This is a genomic window from Rhodococcus sp. 05-2255-3B1, from assembly GCF_002258545.1.
Lineage (GTDB): Bacteria > Actinomycetota > Actinomycetes > Mycobacteriales > Mycobacteriaceae > Rhodococcoides.
This window is the reverse complement of sequence record NZ_NOZC01000036.1, coordinates 608,498-634,975: the sequence shown is the minus strand read 5'-3', so window position 1 is coordinate 634,975 and position 26,478 is coordinate 608,498. Positions and strand designations below refer to the sequence as shown.

The 26,478-nt window shown below is 65.1% G+C and carries 28 protein-coding genes; 23 read left to right on the top strand and 5 right to left on the bottom strand.

Annotation, left to right across the window (positions count from 1 at the left end):
- The first annotated feature begins 130 nt into the window (after positions 1–130).
- The 10 genes from lepB to CH249_RS23745 all read left to right on the top strand — a co-directional run bounded on the left by lepB (position 131) and on the right by CH249_RS23745 (position 9,367).
- Positions 131–907 carry a signal peptidase I gene (lepB, locus tag CH249_RS23790; protein ID WP_032397798.1) on the top strand — a complete coding sequence of 259 codons (777 nt, stop codon included), beginning with the start codon at positions 131–133 and terminating at the stop codon, positions 905–907.
- A complete protein-coding gene (locus CH249_RS23785) occupies positions 904–1,665 on the top strand; it encodes a ribonuclease HII (RefSeq protein WP_082073708.1) in 762 nt (253 codons plus the stop codon). The genes lepB and CH249_RS23785 overlap by 4 nt, the downstream gene beginning before the upstream one ends.
- 37 nt (positions 1,666–1,702) lie before the next feature.
- Positions 1,703–2,008 carry a DUF2469 domain-containing protein gene (locus CH249_RS23780; RefSeq protein WP_008717288.1) on the top strand — a complete coding sequence of 102 codons (306 nt, stop codon included), beginning with the start codon at positions 1,703–1,705 and terminating at the stop codon, positions 2,006–2,008.
- Positions 2,009–2,435: 427 nt separating this feature from the next.
- The gene (locus CH249_RS23775) at positions 2,436–2,780 is read left to right on the top strand and encodes an Lsr2 family protein (RefSeq protein WP_045195586.1); all 345 of its coding nucleotides are present in this window, start codon (positions 2,436–2,438) and stop codon (positions 2,778–2,780) included.
- Positions 2,781–3,126: 346 nt separating this feature from the next.
- Positions 3,127–3,483, top strand: a complete 357-nt coding sequence (locus CH249_RS23770) for a YraN family protein (RefSeq protein ID WP_032398354.1) — start codon at positions 3,127–3,129, stop codon at positions 3,481–3,483.
- Entirely contained in the window at positions 3,483–4,988 is a 1,506-nt protein-coding gene (locus tag CH249_RS23765) for a YifB family Mg chelatase-like AAA ATPase (protein ID WP_094682861.1), read from the top strand. The genes CH249_RS23770 and CH249_RS23765 overlap by 1 nt, the downstream gene beginning before the upstream one ends.
- Positions 4,985–6,106, top strand: a complete 1,122-nt coding sequence (dprA, locus tag CH249_RS23760) for a DNA-processing protein DprA (RefSeq protein ID WP_094631786.1) — start codon at positions 4,985–4,987, stop codon at positions 6,104–6,106. The genes CH249_RS23765 and dprA overlap by 4 nt, the downstream gene beginning before the upstream one ends.
- 95 nt (positions 6,107–6,201) lie before the next feature.
- Positions 6,202–6,984: a siderophore-interacting protein gene (locus tag CH249_RS23755; RefSeq protein ID WP_094648096.1), complete on the top strand. Its 783-nt coding sequence runs from the start codon at positions 6,202–6,204 to the stop codon at positions 6,982–6,984.
- Positions 6,985–7,053: 69 nt separating this feature from the next.
- A complete protein-coding gene (locus CH249_RS23750) occupies positions 7,054–7,980 on the top strand; it encodes a tyrosine recombinase XerC (RefSeq protein WP_094648095.1) in 927 nt (308 codons plus the stop codon).
- Between the two features lie 208 nt (positions 7,981–8,188).
- Positions 8,189–9,367 carry a MinD/ParA family protein gene (locus CH249_RS23745; protein ID WP_306436634.1) on the top strand — a complete coding sequence of 393 codons (1,179 nt, stop codon included), beginning with the start codon at positions 8,189–8,191 and terminating at the stop codon, positions 9,365–9,367.
- 3 nt (positions 9,368–9,370) lie between these two features.
- Here the strand turns inward: CH249_RS23745 and CH249_RS23740 are convergent, their stop codons facing one another.
- Complete coding sequence (locus tag CH249_RS23740; RefSeq protein WP_094631784.1) at positions 9,371–9,877, bottom strand: M23 family metallopeptidase; 507 nt, start codon at positions 9,875–9,877, stop codon at positions 9,371–9,373.
- A gap of 345 nt (positions 9,878–10,222) precedes the next feature.
- Between CH249_RS23740 and rpsB the strand changes: the two genes are divergently transcribed.
- The 6 genes from rpsB to CH249_RS23710 all read left to right on the top strand — a co-directional run bounded on the left by rpsB (position 10,223) and on the right by CH249_RS23710 (position 15,306).
- Entirely contained in the window at positions 10,223–11,113 is an 891-nt protein-coding gene (rpsB, locus tag CH249_RS23735; RefSeq protein ID WP_032397806.1) for a 30S ribosomal protein S2, read from the top strand.
- A gap of 160 nt (positions 11,114–11,273) precedes the next feature.
- Positions 11,274–12,098, top strand: coding sequence for a translation elongation factor Ts (gene tsf, locus CH249_RS23730; protein ID WP_032397807.1), 825 nt, complete (start codon positions 11,274–11,276; stop codon positions 12,096–12,098).
- Between the two features lie 177 nt (positions 12,099–12,275).
- The gene (gene pyrH / locus CH249_RS23725; RefSeq protein WP_032397808.1) at positions 12,276–13,004 is read left to right on the top strand and encodes a UMP kinase; all 729 of its coding nucleotides are present in this window, start codon (positions 12,276–12,278) and stop codon (positions 13,002–13,004) included.
- Positions 13,005–13,059: 55 nt separating this feature from the next.
- Complete coding sequence (gene frr, locus CH249_RS23720; protein WP_032397809.1) at positions 13,060–13,617, top strand: ribosome recycling factor; 558 nt, start codon at positions 13,060–13,062, stop codon at positions 13,615–13,617.
- 37 nt (positions 13,618–13,654) lie between these two features.
- The gene (locus CH249_RS23715) at positions 13,655–14,569 is read left to right on the top strand and encodes a phosphatidate cytidylyltransferase (protein ID WP_032397810.1); all 915 of its coding nucleotides are present in this window, start codon (positions 13,655–13,657) and stop codon (positions 14,567–14,569) included.
- 38 nt (positions 14,570–14,607) lie between these two features.
- On the top strand, positions 14,608–15,306 hold the full coding sequence (locus CH249_RS23710) for a class I SAM-dependent methyltransferase (RefSeq protein ID WP_256988468.1): 699 nt from the start codon (positions 14,608–14,610) through the stop codon (positions 15,304–15,306).
- A gap of 44 nt (positions 15,307–15,350) precedes the next feature.
- Here the strand turns inward: CH249_RS23710 and CH249_RS23705 are convergent, their stop codons facing one another.
- Positions 15,351–16,193, bottom strand: a complete 843-nt coding sequence (locus CH249_RS23705) for a CoA ester lyase (protein WP_094648093.1) — start codon at positions 16,191–16,193, stop codon at positions 15,351–15,353.
- A 106-nt stretch (positions 16,194–16,299) separates the two neighbouring features.
- Positions 16,300–16,719, bottom strand: coding sequence for a lipopolysaccharide assembly LapA domain-containing protein (locus tag CH249_RS23700; protein ID WP_032398357.1), 420 nt, complete (start codon positions 16,717–16,719; stop codon positions 16,300–16,302).
- A gap of 127 nt (positions 16,720–16,846) precedes the next feature.
- Between CH249_RS23700 and rlmN the strand changes: the two genes are divergently transcribed.
- A complete protein-coding gene (gene rlmN, locus CH249_RS23695; protein ID WP_094682859.1) occupies positions 16,847–17,998 on the top strand; it encodes a 23S rRNA (adenine(2503)-C(2))-methyltransferase RlmN in 1,152 nt (383 codons plus the stop codon).
- A gap of 8 nt (positions 17,999–18,006) precedes the next feature.
- Here rlmN and CH249_RS23690 read toward each other — a convergent pair whose 3' ends face one another.
- Complete coding sequence (locus tag CH249_RS23690) at positions 18,007–18,276, bottom strand: DUF2631 domain-containing protein (RefSeq protein WP_032397812.1); 270 nt, start codon at positions 18,274–18,276, stop codon at positions 18,007–18,009.
- 217 nt (positions 18,277–18,493) lie between these two features.
- Between CH249_RS23690 and puuE the strand changes: the two genes are divergently transcribed.
- Positions 18,494–19,393 carry an allantoinase PuuE gene (gene puuE / locus CH249_RS23685; RefSeq protein ID WP_176459324.1) on the top strand — a complete coding sequence of 300 codons (900 nt, stop codon included), beginning with the start codon at positions 18,494–18,496 and terminating at the stop codon, positions 19,391–19,393.
- A 13-nt stretch (positions 19,394–19,406) separates the two neighbouring features.
- Here the strand turns inward: puuE and CH249_RS23680 are convergent, their stop codons facing one another.
- The gene (locus tag CH249_RS23680) at positions 19,407–19,928 is read right to left on the bottom strand and encodes a DUF1990 family protein (RefSeq protein ID WP_094631779.1); all 522 of its coding nucleotides are present in this window, start codon (positions 19,926–19,928) and stop codon (positions 19,407–19,409) included.
- A gap of 121 nt (positions 19,929–20,049) precedes the next feature.
- Here CH249_RS23680 and dxr point away from each other — a divergent pair, with 121 nt between their 5' ends.
- The 5 genes from dxr to CH249_RS23655 all read left to right on the top strand — a co-directional run bounded on the left by dxr (position 20,050) and on the right by CH249_RS23655 (position 26,471).
- Positions 20,050–21,189: a 1-deoxy-D-xylulose-5-phosphate reductoisomerase gene (gene dxr / locus CH249_RS23675; RefSeq protein WP_094657251.1), complete on the top strand. Its 1,140-nt coding sequence runs from the start codon at positions 20,050–20,052 to the stop codon at positions 21,187–21,189.
- A gap of 6 nt (positions 21,190–21,195) precedes the next feature.
- Entirely contained in the window at positions 21,196–22,416 is a 1,221-nt protein-coding gene (locus tag CH249_RS23670; RefSeq protein ID WP_094682858.1) for an RIP metalloprotease, read from the top strand.
- Between the two features lie 37 nt (positions 22,417–22,453).
- Positions 22,454–23,617 carry a flavodoxin-dependent (E)-4-hydroxy-3-methylbut-2-enyl-diphosphate synthase gene (ispG, locus tag CH249_RS23665; RefSeq protein WP_176459303.1) on the top strand — a complete coding sequence of 388 codons (1,164 nt, stop codon included), beginning with the start codon at positions 22,454–22,456 and terminating at the stop codon, positions 23,615–23,617.
- 120 nt (positions 23,618–23,737) lie between these two features.
- Entirely contained in the window at positions 23,738–24,574 is an 837-nt protein-coding gene (locus CH249_RS23660; RefSeq protein WP_094631777.1) for a GNAT family N-acetyltransferase, read from the top strand.
- 133 nt (positions 24,575–24,707) lie between these two features.
- On the top strand, positions 24,708–26,471 hold the full coding sequence (locus CH249_RS23655; RefSeq protein WP_094682945.1) for a penicillin-binding transpeptidase domain-containing protein: 1,764 nt from the start codon (positions 24,708–24,710) through the stop codon (positions 26,469–26,471).
- Positions 26,472–26,478: the final 7 nt, after the last annotated feature.

The following is a 26,478-nucleotide window of genomic DNA, read 5'->3' as shown; positions in this document are numbered from 1 at the left end:
ACGCGGCATGGTGCTTTCCACCCGCTGTCGTCCCACGTTTCTCCCGGCCGGCGAGCGGATCGAGAGCCGCGAACCGCCCATGCGCACACCGTCCGGCCGTGCGGGCGACGGTTCCGGCTAACCTGATCACGTGACGCAGTCCCCACAGGATCCGACCGACGAGCCCGACGACGAGTCTTCACGGAAGAAGCGTCGAGAACGCAAGCCCAGATCGTTCTGGCGTGAGCTTCCCATTCTCATTCTGGTAGCGCTGGTACTGAGTTTTCTGCTCCAGACATTCGTTGCCCGGGTCTATCTGATCCCGTCCGAATCGATGGAGCCGACCCTGCACGGCTGCACCGGCTGCACCGGTGACCGCATCGTGGTGGAGAAGATCGGATACCGGTTCGGCGACCCGAAGCCCGGCGACATCGTCGTCTTCCGCGGCCCGGATTCGTGGAACGACGAATTCGTGTCACAACGGTCCGACAACGCGGTGATTCGGGGAGCACAGGAAGTCGGCTCGCTGATCGGCGTAGTCGCTCCCGACGAGAACGATCTGGTCAAGCGCGTCATCGCCACCGGCGGTCAGACCGTCGAATGCTGCGACGACCAGGGTCGAGTCCTCGTCGACGGACAGCCGTTGGACGAGCCGTACATCCAGATGGATTTCCCGTTCACCCCGGGGACGATGACGTGCGACACCGAGTTGAAGTCCGGACGGTGCTTCGACCCCGTCACCGTGCCGGAGGGCAACATCTGGGTCATGGGTGACAACCGGAGCAACTCGCGGGATTCGCGGTATCACGTCACCGACGAGCTCACCGGCACCGTTCCCCTCGACAACGTGATCGGTAAGGCCGTGTTCATCGCGCTGCCGCCGTCACGAACCGGCATCCTTGATTCTCCCGACATCCAAGGTCGATGACTTCGACCCCCAGGCGTGCGCCGCGTGCGCGCGCAACCCTGACTAGGTCGTCGTGGCCGCCGCGTCCGGTCATCCGACGAGCGGCAGGCCTACGGACGATGGAATCGGCGCTCGAGCGCAACGGTCTCGGACCGGTCGCTGGAGTGGACGAAGCGGGACGAGGAGCATGCGCCGGTCCACTGACCGTTGCGGCGTGTGTTCTCGGTGCGCGGGCTCATGCCGCTCTCGCGGACCTGGACGACTCGAAGAAGCTGACCGAGCGACGACGCGAGGAACTTTTTCCCAAGATCCAGAGGCTGGCACTGGCATGGAGCGTGGTGTCGATCGATGCGGCCGAGATCGACCGCATCGGAGTCCACGTGGCGAACATCGAGGGAATGCGACGCGCGGTTGCCGGGCTCGGCATGACCCCGGGCTACGTACTCACCGACGGCTTTCGAGTACCCGGTCTTCCGGTTCCGTCGTTACCGGTGATCGGCGGCGACGCCACCGCGGCGTGCATCGCCGCGGCGAGCGTGCTGGCGAAAGTCTCCCGGGATCGATCGATGGTGAAGATGGACGAGTCGATTCCCGGCTACGGATTCGCCGTGCACAAGGGGTACAGCACGCGCGCACATTCCGCCGCGATGATCGCCCTCGGCCCGAGCTGCGAACATCGAATGTCCTACGCGAATGTCGCAGCGGCGGCCGCAGGGCTCTCTCGTGACGCCGTCGACGCCCTGGGGCGAATGGACTGCGGCGACGCCGGTACGCGATGATTGCAGTTCACGCCCGACTGGAGGATGAAAGAAACCGATGAGTGCCGAAGATCTCGAAAAGTACGAAACCGAGATGGAGCTCTCGCTGTATCGCGAGTACCGGGACATCGTGGGTCAGTTCAACTACGTCGTCGAAACCGAGCGTCGGTTCTATCTGGCGAACTCCGTCGAACTCATTCCGCACAACGCCGACGGTGAAATCTACTTCGAATTGCGAATGTCCGACTCGTGGGTGTGGGACATGTATCGCCCCGCCCGATTCGTCAAGCATGTCCGTGTGATCACCTTCAAGGACGTCAACATCGAAGAGTTGGACAAACCAGATCTTCGCCTGCCGGAATAGCTCTCCTCGTCCGACGGTGCGGCGTGGCCGAGCCGCCCGAACATCGGGCTCGAGTGGACGTGCCGCACATCCGGCTCGGAGGGACGGGCTGCGAACCGCCTGATTCGAATCGGTCGTCGAAGTTCCGATCGTATTGCCGGACGAAAAGCTGGACACCCGGCCAAATCGGTCCGCATGTTCTGTTTCTGTGTTCGATGTCCCGAAGATTTGTTCTGCGTCGAACGGTGCAGGTGGGTAGTGCAGGTGAAAACGATTGCGCAACAGGGTTATTCGATATCAGCGATTACTCACTCGAAAAGCCGTCGAATTTCTGCACCGATATTCGTCGATTCGACACGTCGCGAAACGCTTGCAGTTCTTTGCGTGAAAACGAGAATGGGTGGTAGAACTTGAATATCACATCCCCCAGACGTGTAAGAGGTACGAGATGGCACGCAAGACACTTGTGCAGATGATCGACGATGTAGACGGTTCGGTCATCAAAGAAGGCCAAGGTGAATCCATCGAATTCGGCATCGGTGGAAACCAGTACCGCATCGATTTGAATCTCAAGCATGCGAACGAATTGCACGAACAGTTGGCATTCTGGATCGAGCATGCCGAGAAGATTTCCGGCCGCCGCACACGTAAGGGCGGCGCTGGAGCAGCACCGGTTCGCGGCAAGGTCGATCTGCAGGACATTCGAGCGTGGGCACGCGAGAACGGCCACGAGGTCAGTGCCCGTGGCCGCATCAGCCAGGATGTGCAGGCGGCCTACGAGGCTGCTCACTGACCGTTCTTCTCGAACCGAGGCGCGAGGTCTCGGCACCGTTTTCGTATCGGTACTTTCGCCGTCGTATCGATACACCGCATCAGCTCCGTCCGAATCCGGACGGAGCTTTTTGCTTGTCGGGTCTGTTCTCGGCCGGTAACTCGGACGTGCTCGAGCGCTAGCACGGCCGTCCGACACAGCGGGTGAATCGCCGCTGATGATCGGACCGTTGTTCCCCAGCCGAACAGTTGTCCACAGGGCAATCGTCCACCTGCGCTTTCTTCGCTATTGCTCTTCCGAGTCGTGCCACCGTCGAGACGACCGAATCGACCGCATTGAGCGGTCGGAGAGTGGAGGAATGGCGGACATGGCAACCAACCAGGAACTCGGTGCGCGCGGTGAGGAACTCGCGGTGCGTTATCTCGAGGACATCGGCCTGGATGTGGTCGAGCGGAACTGGCGGCATCGAACCGGTGAACTCGACATCATTGCGCGCGAGGGCGAGACAGTGGTGTTCGTCGAAGTGAAGACCCGATCGGGAATCGGTTACGGAACGCCCGCCGAAGCGGTGACGTACGCAAAACGGACTCGGATCAGAGGGCTCGCGCTGCGGTGGCTCTCTCTGCAGCAGGGACCGTGGGTGCAGATCCGCTTCGACGTGATCGCGATAGTGGTCGGTCCGCACGACGAACCGGTCGTCACGCACGTTCGGTCGGCATTCTGATGCCGCTCGGGAGAGCGCATTCGGTGGCGGTCAACGGGGTCGACGGTGTGCTGGTGGAAATCGAAGCAGATATCGGGCAGGGCCTGCCCGGTACGCATCTGGTCGGGTTGCCCGACACTGCGCTCAACGAATCGCGTGATCGCGTGAAAGCCGCCGTGAAGAATTCGGGTGGCACCTGGCCGGACAGTCGGGTGATTCTCGCGCTGTCACCCGCGACGTTGCCCAAGGGCGGATCGGTGTACGACCTTGCGCTCGCGTTGTCGGTTCTCGATGCCGCGAAGGCGATTCCGCGCGGATGCCTGTCCGACACCGTATTTCTGGGTGAGTTGGCACTCGATGGCAGGCTGCGCGCAGTTCGTGGGGTCCTGCCCGGGGTGCTCGCGGTCAAGAGTGCGGGGTGGCAGAGGGTGGTCGTTCCGCTGCAGTGCCTACCCGAGGCGGGTCTGGTGGACGGAATCGAGGTGCTGGGTGCGGGTTCGCTCGGGGACGTGGTGGCGTGGCTTCGTGGTGAGCAGGCCCTCGAGTCGCCCGTCCCGACCGAATGGCACGAGCAGGCCTACCCGGATCTCAGTGATGTCGCCGGACAGGCCGATGCGCGATGGGCCCTGGAAGTCGCCGCTGCGGGCGCGCATCACATCATGCTGACCGGGCCGCCGGGAATAGGAAAAACGATGCTCGCGCAACGGCTTCCGGGAATTCTCCCGCCGCTGACCGAATCGGAAGCGCTCGAAGTGACCGCCATTCACTCGGTGGCGGGTCTGTTGACCACGGCGCGGCCTCTGATCACGTCGCCGCCGTTCATCGCGCCACATCATTCGACCTCGGTCAGTGCCTTGGTCGGGGGCGGAACCGGAATGGCCAAACCGGGAGCGGTCAGCCGAGCACATCGGGGAGTCCTGTTCCTGGACGAGTGCGCCGAGATGAGCGTTCGAGTACTAGAGGCATTGCGTACTCCGTTGGAGGACGGTGAGATTCGCATTGCTCGCCGTGACGGTGTTGCCAGGTACCCGGCCAGATTTCAGTTGGTTCTCGCAGCCAATCCGTGCCCGTGTGCGCCGGCGCGACAAGTGGACTGTGTCTGCCCGCCGATAGCGCGGCGCAAGTATCTCGGCAAGCTGTCCGGGCCGTTGCTCGACCGTGTCGATCTGCGCATTCAGATGATGGGTGTGGCGACGGGCGCACTGGTCGACTACGTGGGGGAGGGTACGAGCGAGATACGCGCACGCGTGACCGGGGCCAGGGACGCCGCTGCGGAGCGGTGGCGGGAGTTCGGGTGGAGGACCAATGCGGAGGTGCCGGGACCCGCTCTGCGCCAACGATTTCGATTGGCGCGCTCGACACTCGCTCCGGTCGAGCGGGCGTTGCGCAACGGATCGCTCACCGCGCGCGGCGCAGACCGAGCCATTCGGGTGGCGTGGACGCTGAACGATCTCGCCGGCGGCGCGGTCCCCGGTGCCGACGAGGTAGGAGCCGCGTTGGACTTCAGGGACAGGGGAGTGGCATGACACACGACTCGCGACGACTGGCCTGGGCGTATCTCTCCCGCGTGGCGCAGGGCCCGCATCGACCGGTGGTCGATCATGCCGCAGCTCACGGTCCCGAATCGACGGCAGCAGCGGTGCGGGCCGGTGGGCTGGGGGAGCGGCTCGCGGTTCGCGCCCACCTCGACACTGCGGCAGCAGACCTCGATCACATCGCTGCGCTCGGAGGCCGATTGATCACCCCGGACGACGACGAGTGGCCGGCGTGGCGCTTCCTCGGATTCGACGGACCGGGTATGACCGCAGGGGTGGACACCTGTCCACCGATTGCATTGTGGGCGCTGGGAACTCGTCCGGTCGCGACGATCACAGAGCGATCGGTGTCCATCGTGGGGACACGCGCATCGAGTCCCTACGGTGATCATGTGACGGCGGAGATATCGTCCGATCTGGCGCTCGACGGCTGGACCGTCATCTCGGGAGCGGCTTTCGGCATCGATGCCGCGGCACATCGAGCGGCCCTCGGAGTCGAGGGAACGACGATGGCGGTACTCGCCTGTGGCGTCGATCGTGCGTATCCAGCGGGCCATTCGCGGCTGTTGCGGCAGATCGCTGCTCACGGACTGGTTCTCAGCGAGTATGCGCCGGGCACGACCCCGGCGAAGCATCGCTTCCTCGCTCGCAACAGGCTCGTCGCGGCACTCGGATCGGCTGTGGTGGTCGTCGAGGCCGGGTGGCGCAGCGGTGCACGCAACACGGCGGCGTGGGCAGCCAAACTGGGCCGTCCGGTGCTCGCGGTACCCGGTCCGGTCACCTCACCCACCTCGACGGGTTGTCATCGCATGATCCGAGAGGGCGAGGCCGTGCTCGTGTCGAGCTCTCACGACGTGGTCGCCGAGGCGGGCGTACTCGGGTCGCCCGAGGAGTCTCGGCCCGAGCTCTTTCGCGAGACCGATGCGCTCTCGGACACCGCCCTGTTGATCTACGACGCGTTGCCGGCGACCGGATCATTGTCGAGTCGAGAGTTGTCCGAGCACTCCGGTGTGCCGCTGAGCAAGGTGCGTGCATCCCTGCCGGTACTGGAGATGGACGGATTCGTGGCCAGCGACGAGACCGGATGGTTCCGCGTGGTGCGTGGATGAGCGCACCACGACCTCGAGCCCGAACGGTAGGGTGTTAGGTAATGCTTAGTCGATGCATCGGGTATCGGCGTCGTTCGCTCGAAGAGGGGTCCGAAGTGCCACGCAAGAAAACCACCCTGTCCGTCCTGCGCACCGAAGCGCTCACCCCGCACATGCACCGGGTCTACCTGGGTGGGGCCAACTTCGACGATTTCGATGCGATCGACGAGACCGACGCCTACGTCAAGTTGTTCTTCGGGACCGACGACGAACCGATCATGCGCACGTACACCGTTCGGTCGGTCGACACCGGCGCGCGGGAGATCGCCATAGATTTCGTGGTGCACGGCGACGAAGGAGTCGCCGGGCCGTGGGCCACTCGGGCGAAGCCGGGAGACGAGATGTCGTTCTACGGCCCGTCCGGTGGGTACGCCCCGCGCCCCGACGCGGACTGGCATCTGTTCGCCGGCGACGAATCGGCGATTCCGGCGATCTCGGCTGCCGTCGAGGCGCTTCCGGAAGACGCCGTCGCCAAGGTTTTCATCGAAGTTGCCGACCGGCACGACGAGATCTACATGGAGACGCTCGCCGTCGTGGATGTGACCTGGGTCCACCGAGGTGCGTCCTCGAACGAGGTCGGAGACGACCGGGCCGGAGACAATGCGCCGTTGATCGCAGCGGTGAAGGAAACGGAATGGCTGCCCGGGCAGGCGCAGGTCTTCGTGCACGGAGAAGCGCAGGCCGTCATGCACAACATCCGGCCCTACATCCGCAAGGAGCGGGAGGTCGGTGCCGAATGGGCCTCGATCTCGGGTTACTGGCGTCGCGGCCGAACCGAGGAGACGTTCCGAGTGTGGAAGCGCGAACTCGCACAGGCCGAATCCGCAGTCGACGCCTGATCCCACGACGAACCACCTCCGACGGCGTGTCCGGTTGTCGCCCGGCCTGCCGGCGCTCAAGCTGAGTCGATGACCGATTCGCTGCCGCCGCACCTCGAGATTCACGTCGAGGAATTCGCCGAGCACCTGCGACTCGGTCGAGAGCGATCGGAGCACACCATCCGGGCCTACGTCTCCGATGCGCGTTCCTTGCTCGCGCACTTCGCGGAGTCCTCTCCGGATGCGAGCATCGCCGACCTCGACCTCCGCGCGGTGCGTTCGTGGTTGGCCACGCACTCTGCAGCCGGCTCGGCCAGAACGTCGATGGCGAGGCGAACCTCGTCGGCGAGGACCTTCGGGAAGTGGCTCGAGCGGGTGGGAGCGGTGACAGCAGCGCCGGCGGAACGCCTGGCCGGCCCGGCCGGTCATCGCACATTGCCCGGTGTTCTTCGCCACAGCCAGGCGGCGCAGGCCTTGGCCGCTGCCGAATCGGGTGCCGCGGAGCTCGATCCCATCGCGCTGCGGGACAGGGCCATCGTGGAACTGCTGTACGCGACCGGGGTGCGGGTGGGGGAGCTGTGCGGACTCGACGTCGACGACGTGGACACCGATCGCCGCCTGATTCGCGTCATCGGCAAGGGCAACAAGGAACGCTCGGCTCCGTTCGGTGCGCCGGCGGCACATGCAATCGAGAACTGGCTGGTCAGCGGCAGACCCGAACTGGTCTGTGATCGATCCGGTGCGGCCCTGCTGCTGGGACGTCGAGGTGGACGGCTCGATCAACGGCAGGCCAGAACGGCGGTGCACGCGGTACTCGAGACCGTCCCCGGTGGTCCCAGCCTCGGTCCGCACGGCCTACGTCACACCGCGGCAACTCACCTCCTCGAGGGAGGAGCCGATCTGAGAGTGGTGCAGGAGCTGCTCGGTCACGCGTCGTTGGCGACCACCCAGATCTACACTCACGTGTCGGTCGAACGGTTGCGGGCCGTGCACGATCAGGCGCATCCCCGAGCCTGAGCCGAGCGTCGGCGGCACAACGTTTGGTAGCGTCGTGTCCGACTGACGACACCGAATACGGGGGACCGTGGACCGCGACCGACCGCAAGGTACTTCGGAGACGTGGTCCATGCATGTCCGTAACGGCTCTTCCGCCGACCGACGGAGTCCCGACGGTCGGTCGGACGACGCACGCGACACCGGCGACAGGCCCGTATCGTCGGATTCGATGTCCGCACCTCGCTCGACTCCTCGGCAGCCACCACCGTGGCAGACGCCCGACTCGGGCGACCGGCAGCCCCTGCCGCCGCGGTACAACCCTCCCGTGCCGCTCGAACCCGGGCCACCTCCGGTGCAGCCGGACCGGTATCTGCCGGCACCGCCGTACACCGAGGATGCGCGAACGCAGCCCGATCGATGGTCGCCGCAACCGTGGTCGGGAGCGCCCAACGCCTACCGCCCCAACAGTCAGGAGCTGGGCGCGGATTCGTTGCTCAAGCGCCCCAAGCGAGCGTCGAGCTCGGGCTGGCGGCGCGGGGTGCACCGGCTCACCGGCGGGGTCATCAGCCCCGGAGAATCGACGGCCGAAGAGCGGTACCGAAACCAGGTCGAACGCATTCGGCAGCCGGTGCTCGGCGACTACCGGATCGCGTTCCTCTCGCTCAAGGGTGGTGTCGGCAAGACAACGACCACGCTGGGCCTCGGCTCGACTTTCGCGTCCCTGCGCGGAGATTGCGTCATCGCTGTCGACGCAAATCCCGACTTCGGCACTCTGGGGGAGCGAGTTCCGCGTCAGACGTCGTCGACCGTGCGAGATCTGCTGGCCGCGGCACCGCACATTCGTCGCTACTCCGACATCCGCGAGCACACCTCGCAGGCACCGAGTCGACTCGAGGTGTTGGCCGGCGAACGTGACCCCGCCGCGTCGGAGATGTTCGGCGAGCAGGACTACCGCGCCGTCATCGACATGCTGCAGGTGTACTACAACCTGATCCTGACCGATTGCGGTACCGGGATCATGCACTCGGCGATGAACGGGGTGCTGCAACTGGCGAACGCGCTGGTTCTGGTCAGCTCGCCTGCGGTCGACGGTGCTCGCAGTGCTGCCGCGACGCTGGACTGGCTGGAGCTGCACGGCTACGGCCATCTGGTCGAGCGCACCGTGGTGGTGATCAGCTCGGTTCGCCCGGGTTCGTCGGCGGTGGACATGAACTTGTTGCAGCAGCACTTCCTCGAGCGCTGTCGCGCCGTGCTGGTGGTTCCGTTCGACGAACACCTCGCAGAGGGAGCCGTGGTCGATCTGGACCAGTTGCGTCCCCAGACTCGAAGCGCGTTCGTCGAACTCGCTGCCATGGTGGCCGACGACTTTCCCGCGGCGTCCGGCAGACACTCCGGCCCACAGCGCTGACGATCATCTGCCGTCCTCGTCGAGCGGTTTCAACCTGATCGGACTCACGCGCACCAACGCCGTGGGATCGAGATACTCGCGGCCACGTCTGACGCCCCAGTGCAGGCACGTCGACGGACAGCTCTCGTGCCCCGACGCCAACGAACCCAGCACGGTCCCTCGCCGAACACGCGCGCCGGCGGCAACCGAGGCCACCACCGGTTCGTACGTCGATCTCAGTCCGCCCGGATGATCCACCGATACGACGGGCTTTCCCGCGACCGACCCGGCGAACACCACGGTGCCGTCGGCGACGGCCAGTACCGATCGGCCTTCCGGTGCGGCGAGGTCGACACCGCGATGGCCGGGCAGCCAATTCTGTTCCGGGCGGTCGAAGGGGGTGACGACCTGCGGCCTCGGCTGCAGCGGCCAGGCGAATGCGCCCTGCTGTGCCGATGCGACCGGCGTCGAGAGTGCAACCGCGGTCGCGAGGCACACCGCGAAAGTGCGGCGCGGGAGGCAGACGTTCACCCGTCGACCATCTCCTGGATCGGGCCGACCGAACGACCGCGGAGGAGATTTGTGGACAAGGGATTTCTTTGTCCACAGGTCTCGGAAACTCTTGACAGACGGGCCTGGTTATGACGGGGGCGATGGCAGGTCTACACTCGTACTGCGGCCTGTGCGTGCACGGGTCGACTTCGCGCGTCCGCTTCCATCGCATCGTCTGCCTTGCGCAGAATCGACGATACGAGAACCGGTTGTCGGCGGTCCCGAGATCTTCGTGATGTCGGGTCCGGCAACTTCAGCGGCCGCCAGGGCAGAGGTCACCGACACTCTGCGTCAACCGCACCATCGAAAGAGAGTTCTTCAGCCATGGCTGTAGTAACAATGAAGCAGCTGCTCGACAGCGGCACACACTTCGGACACCAGACCCGTCGCTGGAACCCGAAGATGAAGCGATTCATCTTCACCGACCGCAACGGCATCTACATCATCGACTTGCAGCAGACTCTGACCTTCATCGACAAGGCCTACGAGTTCGTCAAGGAGACCGTCGCCCACGGTGGCACGGTTCTGTTCGTCGGTACCAAGAAGCAGGCGCAGGAGTCCATCGCCGCTGAAGCAACTCGCGTGGGTATGCCCTACGTGAACCAGCGCTGGCTCGGTGGCATGCTCACCAACTTCCAGACGGTCCACAAGCGTCTGCTCCGCCTCAAGGAGCTCGAGGCCATGGAGCAGACCGGTGGCTTCGAGGGTCGCACCAAGAAGGAAATCCTCATGCTCACGCGTGAGATGACCAAGCTGGACCGCACCCTCGGTGGTATCCGGGACATGGCCAAGGTTCCCTCGGCCATCTGGATCGTCGACACCAACAAGGAGCACATCGCCGTCGGCGAGGCGCGCAAGCTGAAGATCCCGGTCATCGCGATCCTCGACACCAACTGCGATCCCGACGTGGTCGACTACCCGATCCCGGGCAACGACGACGCCATTCGTTCCGCAGCGCTGCTGACCAAGGTCGTTGCATCCGCAGTGGCCGAGGGTGTGCAGGCCCGCGCGGGTCAGAACACCGCGTCCGACGCCAAGCCCGAGGTCGGCGCAGGCGAGCCCCTCGCCGAGTGGGAGCTCGAGCAGCTCGCACAGGCTTCACCGGCAGCCGACGCTCCCGCAGCGGACGCCCCGGCAGCAGAGGCTCCGGCCGCCGACGCACCGGCAGCAGAAGAAGCACCGGCTGCAGAAGAAGCACCGGCCGCTCAGGCTTGATCGAATTCGGTCCCGGTTCACCCTCAGGGGTGGGCCGGGGCCGCTTCGGTATGTCAGGGTTGTGATCGGTCCGGCTCAGTTGCGAGCTCGTCGATCACGCCCTGAGAACAGCATTTTTCGTCAACGCCCGTACCCAGACTTTTGAGGAGGCTCGCCCACGATGGCGAACTACACTGCCGCCGACGTCAAGCGGCTCCGTGAGCTCACCGGCTCCGGAATGATGGACTGCAAGAACGCGCTCGCCGAGAACGACGGCGACTACGACAAGGCCGTCGAGTACCTGCGTATCAAGGGTGCCAAGGACGTCGGCAAGCGCGCCGAGCGCAACACCGCCGAAGGCCTCGTCGTCGCCGAGGGTGGAGTGCTCGTGGAGATCAACTCCGAAACCGACTTCGTGGCCAAGAACGACGAGTTCCAGACGTTCGCCGCGTCCGTCGCGTCGACGGCTGCAGCAGGCAAGCCTGCCGACGTCGACGCCCTCAAGGCGCTCGACCTGAACGGCAAGACCGTCGAGACGGCTCTGAACGAGCTGTCGGCCAAGATCGGCGAGAAGCTCGAACTGCGCCGCGTCGTGTCCTACGACGGCAACACCGCGACGTACCTGCACAAGCGCAGCGCGGACCTGCCGCCTGCCGTCGGCGTGCTGGTCGAGTACACCGGTGACGGCGATGCCGCGGGCGATGCTGCGCGTGCTGCCGCGATGCAGATCGCGGCCCTCAAGGCCAAGTACGTCACGCGCGACGAGGTCCCCGAGGATCTCGTTGCCGCCGAGCGTCGCATCGCCGAGGAGACCGCTCGCGAAGAAGGCAAGCCGGAGCAGGCGCTGCCGAAGATCGTCGAAGGTCGCGTCAACGGATTCTTCAAGGACGTCGTTCTCACCGAGCAGAAGTCGGTGCAGGACGGCAACAAGACCGTCAAGGCCATTCTCGACGAGGCCGGCGTGACCATCACGCGCTTCTCACGGTTCGAGGTCGGTGCCAGCTAGTCTGCGTACCGGTTCGGTCGAGGCGATGCCGTTCATTCGATTCCATCGAGTGGGCGGCATCGCTCGTGCGCGGGGCAGGTGGGTGTGCATGCAGGAGCCCTGTCCATCGCCCGGGCCTCGATAGGGCAGGATGATCCAAGAGGAAACCGTAGTGTTCGACGAGTACCGAGGAGAGCTATGACCGATCCGGCCCCTGACCGTCCCGGGTTCCGCCGCGTGATGCTCAAACTGGGTGGGGAGATGTTCGGAGGCGGCCAGGTCGGTCTCGATCCGGATGTCGTGAACAACGTTGCCGAACAGATCGCCGAGGTGGTGGCCACCGGGGTTCAGGTCGCCGTGGTGATCGGTGGTGGCAATTTCTTCCGTGGTGCGGAACTGCAGCAGCGCGGCATGGACCGGTCTCGCTCGGACTACATGGGCATGCTCGGTACCGTCATGAATTGTCTTGCGCTGCAAGACTTTCTGGAGAAGCAGGGCGTCGCCACCAGGGTACAGACGGCGATCACGATGGGTCAGGTCGCCGAGCCGTACCTTCCGCTTCGCGCGCGACGACACCTGGAGAAGGGGCGCGTGGTGATCTTCGGAGCCGGCATGGGCATGCCGTACTTCTCCACCGACACCACCGCTGCGCAGCGCGCCCTGGAAATCGGTGCCGAGGTGTTGTTGATGGCCAAGGCAGTCGACGGCGTGTACTCGGCCGATCCGCGCCTCGATCCCGATGCGACGATGTTCGACACCATCACGCATCGCGAGGCCATCGAACAGGGACTCAAGGTTGCCGACGCGACGGCCTTCAGTCTGTGCATGGACAATCAGATGCCGATGCTGGTGTTCAATTTGCTGATTCAGGGAAATATTGCTCGCGCTGTGTCCGGTGAGAAGATCGGCACGCTGGTCACGTCGTGATCGTTGCCGACGGTGACGCGAGCGAATCGAAGACGAAGACGATGGAGGACAGATCGTGATTGACGAAGCTCTCTTCGATGCCGAAGAGAAGATGGAAAAGGCCGTATCGGTTGCGCGTGACGATCTGTCCTCGATTCGCACCGGACGTGCCAACCCCGGAATGTTCTCTCGCATCGTCATCGAGTACTACGGTGCTCCGACGCCGATCACTCAGCTGGCCAGTATCAGCGTCCCCGAAGCGCGCCTGGTGGTCATCAAGCCGTACGAGTCCAGTCAGCTCGGACCCATCGAGACCGCTATTCGCAACTCCGACCTCGGCGTCAATCCCACCAACGACGGCAACCTCATTCGGATCGGAGTTCCGCAGCTCACCGAAGAACGTCGCCGCGAATTCGTCAAGCAGGCCAAGGGCAAGGGCGAGGACGCAAAGGTGTCGATTCGCAACGTCCGCCGAAAGACGATGGAAGAGCTCAAGCGGATCCAGAAGGACGGCGAGGCAGGCGAGGACGAGGTCGTCCGAGCCGAGAACGATCTGGACAAGACCACTGCGAAGTACACCGCCTCCGTGGACGAACTCGTCAAGCGCAAAGAGGGCGAGCTGATGGAGGTCTGACTCGACCTCGACAGCTGCTTTTTCGAGACGGACGACGATGAATTTCGAGGAGATGACGACAGTGGTGGGACCGGATCGGCAGGAGGGCAGCGGTACGCCCGCTGCCTCGTCCGGTGTCGCCGCAGCGAAGTCCGCCGGGAAAGCCGGCCGTAATCTGCCTGCCGCGATCGGCGTCGGCGGCAGTTTGGGTATCGGGTTGATTCTCGTGCTCGTGTTCGTCCCGCTGGTGTGGATCGGTGTCGTTGCGGTTGCGTTGGCCGTCGCGACGTACGAGGTGTCCAAGCGCCTGCGTGAGGGCGGTGTGCTGGTTCCGCGCATCCCACTGATTCTCGGCGGGCAGGCCATGATCTGGCTGGGCTGGCCGTTCGGGGCGGTCGGCGTACTCAGTGCCGCGGTCGGAACCGTCGTGGTCTGCATGGTGTGGCTGCTGCTGCGCCAAGGATTCGGCACAGCACCGAAGAACTACCTCGAAGAACTCTCCGTGACCGTCCTGGTGGCCTGTTGGCTGCCACTCCTGGCCTCGTTCGCCGTTCTGATGGTGCTGCAGGACAACGGGGCAGGACGCATCCTGGTGTTCGTGATCGGAGTCGTCTGTTCGGATGTCGGCGGTTACATCGCCGGTGTGTTGTTCGGCAAGCACCCGATGGCACCGGCCATCAGCCCGAAGAAGTCCTGGGAAGGGCTCGTCGGGTCTCTCATCTTCTGCATCATCGGGTGTCTGCTGACCGTCACGCTCATTCTCGAGGCCAACTCGCTGATCGGCATCCTTCTCGGTGTGGTGCTCGTGGTGACCGGCACGTTGGGCGATCTGATCGAGTCGCAGGTCAAGCGTGATCTTCGCATCAAGGACATGGGCACGCTGCTGCCCGGCCACGGCGGCATCATGGACAGGCTCGATTCGCTGCTGCCCTCGGCGTTCGTGGCATGGCTCGTGTTCACCGTGCTCCTCTGAGCGGACTGCTGTCCGGCGTGCGCAGTGATGTCACCGGGGTGATTCCCAGCCCGAACATCTGGAATTGGCCGCACCTGTACGAGGCGGAGAATCGCGCTCAGGACGTCGACGGTGCTGTGTTCGATGCGATCAGGTCGGTAGCGGACTGGACAGCGAGGACGGTCGTCGACGTCGGTTGCGGAAGCGGCTTTCATCTTCCGGTGTTCGCGGCCGACGCCGAACGGGTGCTGGGCATCGAGCCGCACGAACCACTTGCCGACGCGGCGAGAAGGCGAGTCGCGGGCCTGCAGAACGTCGAGGTGAAGACCGCGCGGGCGGATTCCCTCCCGATCGGCGACGGCACCGTGGACGTCGTCCATGCGCGCACCGCGTACTTCTTCGGACCGGGCTGTGGGCCGGGAATCGTCGACGCCATGCGAGTACTCCGGCCGGGCGGAGCGTTGGTCGTGGTGGATCTGGACGCGACCGCTTCGCCGTACGGGGACTGGATGCGGGCGGATCTACCGCACTACGCCCCGTCGACGGTCGAGGCGTTCTTCGAAGCACAGGGTTTCGCGCTCACCCGCGTCGACACGAGGTGGACGTTTCCGAACCGACGCATACTGCGCGACGTGCTGGGAATCGAGTTCGGGCCACGCGTTGCGCGCGATGCGGTGAAGTCGGTGGACGGTGTCTCGTTCGACGTGCGGTATCGAGTGCACGTCCGATACAGGCCGACCGGAATCGAGGTGCGGTAACGAGCCGGTCGGATTCGGCCGAAGCACCTCGACCGCGGGCGTTGTCAGGAAGCGGCGGAGATCCCGAAGATCTCGGCCAACTCGTTGATCTTGAGTGCTTTCGCCAGACGCGGAAGGTCGCTTCCGTCCTTGACGTGCGCTCCGTCGGCACCGAGGGCATCGATGACGTCACGGGCCCACGACACATCCGTCGGTGACGGGGCGAGCTCGCGGTTGACGATGGCAGCCTGCTCCGAATGCATGCACAACTTGCCCGTCATGCCCATGGACAGGGTCAGCGCGGCATCGCGTCCGAGGATGCTGTCGTTGGCCGTCAGCGTCGGTCCGTCGATCGGTCCCGGAATGCGCGCTGCGCGTGAGGAGACGACCAGGCGCGAACGCGGGTACGCCATCGCCAGGGGGTCGTCACTCATGCCGGTGTCGCGGCGGAAGTCCCCGCTACCGAATGCGAGTCGGAACGTCGAATCCGCGCGGGCGATCTCCGTGGCGGCTTCGAGGCCCATCGCCGACTCCACCAGTGCCAGGATCGGGGTGCCGGGTGCCAGGCGAGCAGCTGTGGCCTCGACCTGGCCACCACTCTCGGTCTTCGCGAGCATGACTCCGACCAGTCCGGGCAGGCCGGACAACGCGGCGAGATCGTCGGCCCAGTACGAGGTCGTGGCGTCGTTGATGCGGACCCACGCCGAGTTACCTTCACGGAGCCATCGAACGACGGCCTCGCGCGCGGCCGGCTTCTTGGCCGGAGCGACTGCGTCTTCGATGTCGAGGATGACTGCATCGACTCCCGACGCGACGGCGTCGCCGAAGGTTTCGGGCTTGGTGGCCGGTACGAGCAGCCAGGACCGTGCGCGGTCGGGGGCAACGCCGGATGCCACGGGTGTCTCCATGAAAGTTGTCACGTCATGCTCCTCGAGTGAAGTGGGGCACCCGAAATCCTGATCGATTCAGTCGATCAGCGCCACCTTCTGTGCATAGTGTTCACGGTCCGTGCCGCTACTTCTTCTTCGCTGCGCGTCTGACCTGAAGGATTCGCGCTCCGCCGACCATCGCCATCACCAGTGCGCCTGCGATCGCTGCCAGCAGCATGCTGATGCCCAGTGGCAGATCGAGCTGCCAGGCGAAGATCTGGACGGTGACGGAGTCGAGATTCTGCACGATGAAGACGAGCAGAACGACCAGGACAACGGCTCCGACCACCAGGCCGGTCCACAGCGCAGCGGTGCGGGTGTGAGCGACGTCGGTCGAAGTGCTTGCCTGGGGCTCCGGGGCGAACTCCGGATCCGGTGCCGAACGACCGTCCGAATCCGGCGTCGTGATGGGCGCGAGGTCACCCGAGGCGCTGTGGTCGCCGGGATGAACCGCGCCTGATTTGTCCAGCGATGTCTCGTGACTGTCGTCAGCTCTGGTGGCCATGTCGATGATCCTTCCGCACGTGAAGGCCGAATGCACGCGCATCCGGCCACGACCTCGATACCCATCGGGTAACGGACGGAAACCGGCGCGAATAGGACTGCGAGGCAAACGGGTGGACAATGAAGGTATGAGTGAGGCCCCCGACGCAACGAACACATCGACCGAGCAGAAGAGGCCGAATCTCCCCTTGGTCTTCACCGCCCCACGTCGCGGTATGCCGTCGCGCCACCTCGCCGATCTGGACAGAGAGGGATTGCGCGAGGCCGTGAAGGCACTCGGCCTGCCTGCGTTCCGTGCCGATCAATTGGCTCGGCACTACTACGGCCGGCTCGAAGCCGACACGACGAAGATGACGGATCTTCCCGCCGAGGCGCGAGAGAAGGTCGGAGCCGACCTCTTTCCGACCTTGCTCACGGCGATCAAACATCTGGCGTGTGACGACGGTGACACCCGCAAGACCCTGTGGAAAGCCAACGACGGCACTCTGCTCGAGAGCGTCCTCATGCGTTACCCGGACCGCGCGACGCTGTGCATCTCGAGCCAGGCCGGTTGCGGAATGGCCTGCCCGTTCTGTGCCACCGGTCAGGCCGGTCTGACCCGGAACCTGTCGACGGCCGAGATCGTGGACCAGGTGCGGTCGGCGGCCGCGGACATGCGCGACGGTGTTGTCCCCGGTGGGGAGGGTCGTCTGTCGAACGTGGTCTTCATGGGGATGGGCGAGCCCCTGGCCAACTACAAGAGGGTCGTCGCCGCGGTGCGCAAGATCGTCTCGCCTGCACCCGACGGGCTCGGCCTCTCGCAGCGCTCGGTGACGGTGTCGACGGTCGGCCTGGCACCGGCGATTCGGAAGCTGGCCGACGAAGGGCTGTCGGTGACGTTGGCGGTATCGCTGCACACACCCGACGACGAACTCCGCGACACGTTGGTTCCCGTCAACAACCGTTGGTCGGTTGCCGAGGTGCTGTCCGCAGCGCGGTATTACGCCGACCAGACGGGACGACGGGTGTCCATCGAGTACGCGATGATCAGGGACGTCAACGATCAGCCGTGGCGGGCCGACATGCTGGGAAAGAAGCTGCACAAGGCACTCGGATCCCGGGTCCACGTGAACCTGATCCCACTGAATCCGACTCCGGGCAGCGAGTGGGACGCCAGCCCGAAGCCGGTGGAGCGAGAATTCGTTCGACGGGTGATTGCCCAGGGTGTTTCGTGCACCGTCCGCGACACCCGCGGTCAGGAAATCGCCGCGGCGTGCGGTCAGCTGGCAGCCGAGAACTGAATCGGTTGCTAGCGGGGCTTGCGGCGGACGATCACATCTCGCACGACGAGCCCTACCAGCGTCGCAGCGAAGCCGATCAGCCACAGGTCCTCGACCTTGCCGGTGTGGTTTCCGATCATCATGAACAGCAGGAACGCGGCGACGACGAGGGCGGCCACGCGCATCGCGCGGTTCGACTCACCACTCCAACCCCACTCGGCGGACGGCACGTCCGGCACCTCGTTGCGGGTATCGACGACCGGGTCGTACGAAGCGGATTCCAGTTCGGTATTTGCCACCGGTCGGTCCTCTCGGGTCATGAATTCTCGAAGTCGCTCTTCACGAGGCGTCGAGCCTGCCGCGTTCGGACAATATTGGCATACGACCGTCCGTCGTAGCCATCAGGGTTGTGCGCTCACTCGGCGAGACTGCCGAGTTCGGTGAGAGACTGCGGCGGTGACGTCCGAGCGCCTTCCGCATCCGTTGACCCAGTTTCCGCTGAGCTACCCACGAGACATGGTGGGGTACGGCCGCACGCCGCCGCATGCGCAGTGGCCGGGTCAGGCCAACATCGCCGTCCAGTTCGTCCTCAACTACGAGGAAGGTGCGGAGAACAACGTCCTCGACGGTGACACCAAGTCCGAGACGTTCCTGTCGGAAATGATCGGGGCACAAGCCTTTCCGAATCGCCACATGAGCATGGAATCGCTGTACGAGTACGGCTCGAGGGCAGGCGTGTGGCGAGTGCTGCGGGCGTTCGAGAAAAGAGACCTACCCCTGACGGTCTTCGCCGTTGCGAAGGCCATGGAACGAAACCCGGAAGTGGTTGCCGCCCTGGCCGAACTGGGCCACGAGATCGCCTGTCACGGACTGCGGTGGCTGTCTTACCAGCAGATCGACGCGAACGTCGAGCGCGAGCACATGGCCGAGGCCGTGGCCATCCTCCGGGGCCTCACCGGATCGGCCCCCCTCGGGTGGTACACCGGTCGTGACTCTCCGAACACCCGGTCGCTCGTGGTCGAGCACGGCGGATTCGTGTACGACTCGGATTCCTACGCCGACGATCTTCCCTACTGGGAGAAGGTGACTCGCGGCTCGGACGTGGTCGATCATCTGGTGGTGCCGTACACCCTCGACACCAACGACATGAGGTTCGCCTCGCCGGGCGGCTTCTCGACCGGGGACGAGTTCTACGCGCATCTGCGGGACGCGTTCGACGTGCTCTACGCCGAGGGGGAGAACGGCAGTCCCAAGATGCTCTCGGTCGGACTGCACTGCAGGCTGGTCGGCAGGCCGGCGCGCATCGCCGCCCTCGAACGTTTCCTCGACCACGTTCAGTCCCACGAGAAAGTATGGGTCGCAAAACGAATAGACATCGCCGAGCACTGGCGCGCGGTGCACCCACCCGTGTCCTGATGGAGGCCTCGGGTCAGTGCGGCGACCGACACTGCGTTTCCAACGCACTCAGGTAACGATCGGTGAATAGGGCCTGCACCCGCCTGCCCACCGGTCCGCCGAGCCTGGTGTACCAGCGGCCCGGGTTCGAGAACGCGGTGATGTGCGCGGAGACCGTCCCGTCCTCGGGGGAGTAGTCGACGTGGAACAGCTCCTCACCGGATTCGGGATGGCCGTCGAGTGTGCCGTACGCGAAACCCTGACGGTTGGCTTCGTCGATGACGTAGACGACCCGGCACGGGATGCGGACGGGTCCGAGCGCGAGGACGACCACCGCGTCCGGGACGGCGTGGTCGACGCTGGAGTGAACCTTCAATCCGGTGCCGCGATGCATGTCCCAGCGCATCAGCGCGTCGGCCGCGGCCACGAAGTCCTCGACTCCGGATCCGATGACCCGTGACGTCTCGACGTGGTGGTAGCCGGCCGGGAGCCTGCCGCTCGTCGCCCCCACATCGGCGTAGTTGAACGGTGCCGCGCGATACTTCGAGACGTCCATGCCCTCCAGCGTGCCAGCTACGGCGACGCATAGGGGTTTCTCAGCCTCGGTAGGCAACAATGGACCGGTGCCAGACCATCGTGAGCGAACGACCTCCTCGGATCGTGCCGAGCCGATTCGTGTGTTGCTGTTGGGGAGCACCGGCTCGATCGGAACCCAAGCGCTCGACGTCATCGCCGCCGACCCCGACCGTTTCGTCGTCGTCGGTCTTGCGGCGGGCGGCGGAAACATCGCCCTCCTTCGCCGTCAGATCGCCGAGACCGGTGTTCGACGTGTCGCTGTGGCCGACCCCGCCGCTGCCGCCGAGCTCGACTTCCCCGGGGTTCTGAGTGGGCCCGGTGCGGTGACCGAGCTCGTCGAGTCGACGCAGGCCGATGTGGTGCTCAACGCGTTGGTGGGCTCGCTCGGTCTCGAACCGACGTTGGCGGCGCTGAAGACCGGCGCTCGGCTGGCGTTGGCCAACAAGGAATCGTTGGTGGCAGGCGGCGAACTCGTACTCGCTGCCGCCGCGCCGGGTCAGATCGTTCCGGTGGACTCGGAGCATTCGGCGCTGGCGCAGTGCCTGCGCAGTGGCCACCGGAGCGAAGTGGATCGCCTGATCCTCACCGCATCGGGTGGACCGTTCCGGGGCTGGAGCGAAGCGGAACTGAAGTCGGTGACCCCTGCTCAGGCCGCAGCTCATCCCACCTGGTCGATGGGCCCGATGAACACGTTGAACTCGGCAACTCTCGTCAACAAGGGCCTCGAGCTGATCGAGGCGCATCTGCTGTTCGGGGTGCCCTACGAGAAGATCGACGTCACGGTGCATCGGCAATCCATCGTCCATTCGATGGTCACGTTCGTGGACGGATCCACCATCGCGCAGGCCAGCCCGCCGGACATGAAGCTGCCGATCGGGTTGGCGCTCGGATGGCCGGATCGAGTGCCCGACGTCGCGCGCGCACTCGATTTCACTGCAGCGTTCTCCTGGGACTTCGAGCCACTCGACGATCGAGTCTTCCCCGCCGTACAGCTGGCCCGCGAGGCCGGAATCATGGGCGGGTGCATGACTGCGGTGTACAACGCGTCCAACGAGATCGCCGCCGACGCATTCCTGTCCGGTCGCATCGAATTCCCCGAGATCGTGCACACGGTGCGGTCGGTTCTGAGCGACGGCGGCGGGGACTGGTCGGCGGTGCCGACTACCGTGGACGACGTCCTCGCAGCGGATTCCTGGGCTCGCGCACACGCGCGTGAGCTTCTGAAACAGAAGGGCCTCTAGACTCACATGCTGTTCGCTCTGGGTGTGGTGCTGTTTGCCGTCGGCATCGGTGTGTCGATCGCGCTGCACGAGGCGGGACACATGTGGACCGCGAAAGCGCTCGGCATGAAGGTCCGCCGCTACTACATCGGCTTCGGCCCCAAGATCTTCTCCTTCCGACGCGGCGAGACCGAGTACGGGCTCAAGGCGATCCCCGCCGGCGGATTCTGTGACATCGCCGGAATGACGGCGATCGACGAGCTCGCACCGGACGAGGTAGAGCGGGCGATGTACCGCCAGAAGACGTGGAAGCGCATCGTCGTGATGGTCGGCGGTATCGCGATGAACTTCGTGCTCGGCATCGTGCTGGTGTACGCCCTGGTACTCGGATGGGGTACGCCGGATCGGGTGACGCCGCCGACCGTTCAGGTCAGTGACGTCGTGTGTATCGCGCCGACACAGTCCGAGGACGGGGAACTTGCGCCGTGCTCGGGAGCCAGCCCGGCTCAGCAAGCGGGGCTCCGCACGGGCGATGTGGTCACCGCGGTGAACGGTGTACCGGCGCAGTACTGGTCCGAGGTCGTCGAGGCCGTGCAGGCGTCGTCGGGATCGGTCGATCTGACGGTCGAGCGGAACGGAGCGTCGATCGACCTGACGATTCCCGTGACCGAGGTGCAGCGTTTCGTCACCGACCCGGATACCGGAGCCAAGGAGTCGACGACGGTCGGCGCGGTCGGGGTCAGTGGCTCCACGATCGCCCCTCCACCCATTCGATACAACCCGATCGAGGCAGTCCCCGAGACGTTCGCCTTCACCGGAGAGATCTTCGTCCAGACCGGTAAGGCTCTCGTGCAGCTGCCGACGAAGGTGGAGGCCCTGTGGGAGTCGATCTTCGGCGGCGAGCGTGGACTGGACACTCCGATGAGCGTCGTCGGTGCCAGTGTCATCGGCGGTCAGGCTGCCGAGACGAACAACTGGGCGACGTTCGTCGGACTGCTCGCGTCGTTGAACTTCTTCCTCGGAGCGTTCAACATCGTGCCGTTGCTGCCGCTCGACGGTGGCCATATCGCGGTGACCGTCTACGAGCGGATCCGCAACATCTTCCGCAACCGTCGCGGCCTGCCCGACGGTGCGCCGGTGGACTACATGAAGCTCATGCCGGTCACCTACGTGGTGATCGTCGTTTTCATCGGGTTCTCCTTGTTGACACTCACGGCGGACATCGTCAACCCGATTCAATTGTTCTAAGTAGACTCGACAGTCGTAGCTAGGAAAGAAGGCCACTGTGTCCGTGTCAGTCGGATTGGGAATGCCGGCACCGCCGGTTCCAGTACTCGCGCCGCGTCGAAAGACCAGGCAGCTCCAGGTCGGGTCGGTGGGAGTGGGAAGCGACAGCCCCATCTCGGTGCAGTCGATGTGCACCACCAAGACCCACGACATCAACGCCACGCTGCAGCAGATCGCAGAGCTGACGGCGTCCGGCTGCGACATCGTCCGTGTGGCATGCCCCACACAGGAGGACGCGGACGCGCTGTCGATCATCGCCCGGAAGAGTCAGATCCCGGTGATCGCCGACATCCACTTCCAGCCCAAGTACATCTTCGCGGCGATCGACGCCGGTTGCGCCGCGGTGCGCGTCAACCCGGGAAACATCAAGGAATTCGACGGCCGCGTCAAGGAGGTCGCGAAGGCGGCCGGTGACGCGAACATTCCGATCCGTATCGGCGTCAACGCCGGATCGCTGGACCCTCGGCTGATGAAGAAGTACGGCAAGGCGACGCCGGAGGCGCTCGTGGAGTCCGCGCTGTGGGAGGCGGGCCTGTTCGAGGAACACGGATTCGGGGACATCAAGATCTCCGTCAAGCACAACGACCCTGTCGTCATGGTCGCTGCCTACGAGCAGCTCGCTGCACAGTGTGACTACCCGCTGCATCTCGGCGTGACCGAGGCCGGGCCGGCGTTCCAGGGCACCATCAAATCCTCGGTGGCGTTCGGTGCCCTGCTGTCCAGGGGAATCGGCGACACCATCCGCGTCTCCCTGTCGGCACCGCCCGCCGAGGAGATCAAGGTGGGCAACCAGATTCTGCAGTCGCTCAACCTGCGTCCTCGCAAGCTCGAAATCGTCTCCTGCCCGTCGTGTGGGCGGGCACAGGTGGACGTGTACACCCTTGCAGACGAGGTCACCGCAGGCCTGGAGGGCATGGAGATTCCGCTGCGCGTCGCCGTGATGGGCTGCGTCGTCAACGGTCCGGGAGAGGCGCGCGATGCCGACCTCGGCGTGGCGTCGGGCAACGGCAAGGGCCAGATCTTCGTCAAGGGCAAGGTCATCAAGACCGTGCCCGAGGCGCAGATCGTCGAGACCTTGATCGAGGAAGCAATGCGCATCGCCGAGGAATTCGACAAGGATGAGACTGCAGACGGTGGCGCACCGGTCGTGACCGTCAGCTGAGCGGGTTCGACCGGTTCGGTGTCCGGTTTGCCGCTCTGCCACCGGCGGAACGGGTTCTCTGGAATGATTCGGTACACGCTCGGTCGGTGTGTATGCGGTAGGTGGTCAGGAGGTCGGTAGGTGCTCAAGCTCCTCGGTGCGAAGCCTCTCGGTAATCGGGATGTTGCGCACGTCCTGCGGGTGCTCGACGCCGACCCGGTCGCCACCTGCATGGTTGCCGCTCGGGTGCAGGAATCCGGCCTGGATCCGAGGTCGTTCCACGGTGAGATGTGGAGCCGAGGTGGACCGGACGAGTCGTTGTGTTTCTACGGTGCCAACCTGGTTCCTCTGCTCGGATCCGGCGACGATCTGCGCTCGTTCGCCGATCGCGCGTGCCGCGGCCCGCGGCTGTGTTCGTCACTGGTCGGTCGAGCCGAACTGACATTGCCGTTGTGGGAGATGCTCGAGACCGACTGGGGCCCGGCCCGTGAGGTTCGCGGTGAGCAGCCGTTGCTGGCCACGTCGGTTCGATCGTCCATCACGCCCGATCCGCACGTACGCCTCGTTCGTCCCGAGGAACTGGACGTGTATCTGAGTGCGGCAGTGGCGATGTTCATCGAGGAAGTGGGCGTCGACCCGAGACAGAACGACGGCGGCCGTGGATACCGGCGACGGATCTCGAGTCTCATTGCCGCGCAGCGTGCGTGGGCTCGATTCGAGGACGGTCGGGTGGTGTTCAAGGCCGAGATCGGATCGCAGTCGGCGACGGTGGGTCAGATCCAGGGGGTGTGGGTTCATCCCGATCGGCGCGGGCACGGCCTCGGCGCGTCCGGTACCGCAGCGGTGGTGAACTCGGTGGTCCGCCAGGGCCGCACCGCGAGCCTGTACGTCAACAGTTTCAACTACGTCGCCCGGCGCGCATACGCGAAGATCGGCCTGACCCAGGTGGCGACCTTCACGACGGTCCTCCTCGACTGACTCCGACGTCGCTCGATCGGGTCGTGGCGAACCGCGATTCGTTGCCGCGGCCGAAGGCAGCGCCCTATTACGATGGGGCGCAATGAGATCACGTGGTGCAACCGAAGTGCGGTATCGAGTCGGAGCGGTGTCGATGGTTGCAGCCGTCGTTGCCGCCGCCCTCACCGGATGTACCCCCAAGCCCGACGGCCCGGAGCCGGCCGCCCAGGCATTTCTCGCCGCGTTCGAGGCCAACGACATCGCCGCCGCGGCTGCCGATACCGACAAGCCCGACGCAGCGGCGACGGCACTGACCGAGGCGTGGACCAACCTCCAGGCCGAGGCGCTCGAAGCCGAGACGACGTCGGTACAGGTCGACGGCGACACGGCCACGGTCGGCTACACCTACACGTGGCAGCTGCCGAGGGATCGCGTGTGGACGTACGACGGTCAGCTGAACATGGGCCGCAGCGAAGGTGAGTGGGTGGTGCGCTGGACGGCGTCGGACATCCATCCCAAGCTCGGCGACACTCAGACGATGTCCTTGCGGTCCACGGCGGCTCCGCGTGCCCGGGTCAACGAACGCTCCGGGACCGACGTGCTGGTGCCGGGGGTGGTGCACCGAATCAAATTCGATGCCGCTGAAGCGAACAACGTGGTCGCCTCGGCAACGGCGCTGTCGACGCTGCTGACGCCTTTCGATGCGTCCATCACTGCGCAGTCGATCGTCGAATCCGCCACCTCGGTCGACGGCGACTACCCGGTGGTTTTACTTCGAGACAGTGACTACCAGCCGATTTCGGCCGCACTGACCGAGATCCCCGGAGTCACCGCGTCCGACGAATCGGATCTGGTGTCCACCGACCCCACGTTCGCGCCGGACCTGGTGGGCCAGGTCAAGAAGGCCGTCATCGACGAGGTCGACGGCAAGGCGGGGTGGAGCGTGGTGACCACGAACCGCAACGGCGTCGACATCGATGTCCTCACCGACACCCCGCCGGAGCCCTCGCCGTCGTTCTCGATCAGTCTCGATCGCAACATTCAGGTCGCGGCACAGAGAGCGGTGAATGCGCGCACCGAGCAGGCGATGACGGTGGTCATCCAGCCGTCCACCGGTGCCATCCTCGCGGTGGCACAGAACCCGGCTGCCGATCGGGACGGGCCGGTGGCGTCGGCCGGCCTGTACCCACCCGGATCGACGTTCAAGATCATCACCGCCGGTGCCGCCATCGCGAGCGGACTCGCGACTCCGGGCAGCACCGTCCCGTGTCCGGGGCGCATCGTGATCGGTGAGCGCAGTGTGCCCAACTACAACGAGTTCTCACTGGGTGACGTGACGATGAGTACCGCCTTCACTCGATCGTGCAACACCTCGTTCGCCAAGCTGGCCAGCGAGATGACACCCGATGCGCTGACCGTCGCGGCCTCTCAATTCGGCGTCGGCCCGGATTACGACGTCGTCGGATTGCCGACCGACTCCGGTTCGGTGCCACCGGCCGAAGAACTGGTTCAGCGCACCGAGGACGGCTTCGGTCAGGGCAGGGTGGTCGTGTCGACGTTCGGTATGGCCCTGGCCGCCGCGACGGTGGCTCACGGTTCGACGCCGGTGCCGAACCTCCTGGTCGGACGCGACACCGTGATCACCGGGGATCATCCGCCGATCGAACCGGCGATGGTCGACGGATTGCGCGGGATGATGCGGTCGGTGGTCACCAGCGGTACGGCCGAACGCATCGCAGACCAGGGCGAGGTCTACGGAAAGACCGGCGAAGCAGAAGTCGACGGCGGTTCGCACTCGTGGTTCGTCGGGTACCGCGGCGATATCGCCTTCGCCACCCTCGTGGTGCGCGGCGGCAGCTCGGACAACGCGGTCGCGGTGACCCGAGAGATGTTCGAGCAACTTCCACCCGGGTACTGACGACGCT

What these genes read in the sequence shown, in the direction of transcription:
- CH249_RS23705 (WP_094648093.1), bottom strand. Translation starts at nt 16,193, where the DNA reads ATGGAGACACCCGTGGCATCCGGCGTTGCCCCCGACCGCGCACGGTCC.
- CH249_RS23680 (WP_094631779.1), bottom strand. Translation starts at nt 19,928, where the DNA reads ATGGACGTCTCGAAGTATCGCGCGGCACCGTTCAACTACGCCGATGTG.
- tsf (WP_032397807.1), top strand. Translation starts at nt 11,274, where the DNA reads ATGGCGAACTACACTGCCGCCGACGTCAAGCGGCTCCGTGAGCTCACC.
- rlmN (WP_094682859.1), top strand. Translation starts at nt 16,847, where the DNA reads ATGAGTGAGGCCCCCGACGCAACGAACACATCGACCGAGCAGAAGAGG.
- CH249_RS23745 (WP_306436634.1), top strand. Translation starts at nt 8,189, where the DNA reads ATGTCCGCACCTCGCTCGACTCCTCGGCAGCCACCACCGTGGCAGACG.
- CH249_RS23700 (WP_032398357.1), bottom strand. Translation starts at nt 16,719, where the DNA reads ATGGCCACCAGAGCTGACGACAGTCACGAGACATCGCTGGACAAATCA.
- CH249_RS23750 (WP_094648095.1), top strand. Translation starts at nt 7,054, where the DNA reads ATGACCGATTCGCTGCCGCCGCACCTCGAGATTCACGTCGAGGAATTC.
- puuE (WP_176459324.1), top strand. Translation starts at nt 18,494, where the DNA reads ATGGTGGGGTACGGCCGCACGCCGCCGCATGCGCAGTGGCCGGGTCAG.
- rpsB (WP_032397806.1), top strand. Translation starts at nt 10,223, where the DNA reads ATGGCTGTAGTAACAATGAAGCAGCTGCTCGACAGCGGCACACACTTC.
- CH249_RS23780 (WP_008717288.1), top strand. Translation starts at nt 1,703, where the DNA reads ATGAGTGCCGAAGATCTCGAAAAGTACGAAACCGAGATGGAGCTCTCG.
- CH249_RS23770 (WP_032398354.1), top strand. Translation starts at nt 3,127, where the DNA reads ATGGCAACCAACCAGGAACTCGGTGCGCGCGGTGAGGAACTCGCGGTG.
- CH249_RS23715 (WP_032397810.1), top strand. Translation starts at nt 13,655, where the DNA reads ATGAATTTCGAGGAGATGACGACAGTGGTGGGACCGGATCGGCAGGAG.
- CH249_RS23655 (WP_094682945.1), top strand. Translation starts at nt 24,708, where the DNA reads ATGGTTGCAGCCGTCGTTGCCGCCGCCCTCACCGGATGTACCCCCAAG.
- CH249_RS23670 (WP_094682858.1), top strand. Translation starts at nt 21,196, where the DNA reads ATGCTGTTCGCTCTGGGTGTGGTGCTGTTTGCCGTCGGCATCGGTGTG.
- pyrH (WP_032397808.1), top strand. Translation starts at nt 12,276, where the DNA reads ATGACCGATCCGGCCCCTGACCGTCCCGGGTTCCGCCGCGTGATGCTC.
- CH249_RS23775 (WP_045195586.1), top strand. Translation starts at nt 2,436, where the DNA reads ATGGCACGCAAGACACTTGTGCAGATGATCGACGATGTAGACGGTTCG.
- dprA (WP_094631786.1), top strand. Translation starts at nt 4,985, where the DNA reads ATGACACACGACTCGCGACGACTGGCCTGGGCGTATCTCTCCCGCGTG.
- CH249_RS23765 (WP_094682861.1), top strand. Translation starts at nt 3,483, where the DNA reads ATGCCGCTCGGGAGAGCGCATTCGGTGGCGGTCAACGGGGTCGACGGT.
- CH249_RS23785 (WP_082073708.1), top strand. Translation starts at nt 904, where the DNA reads ATGACTTCGACCCCCAGGCGTGCGCCGCGTGCGCGCGCAACCCTGACT.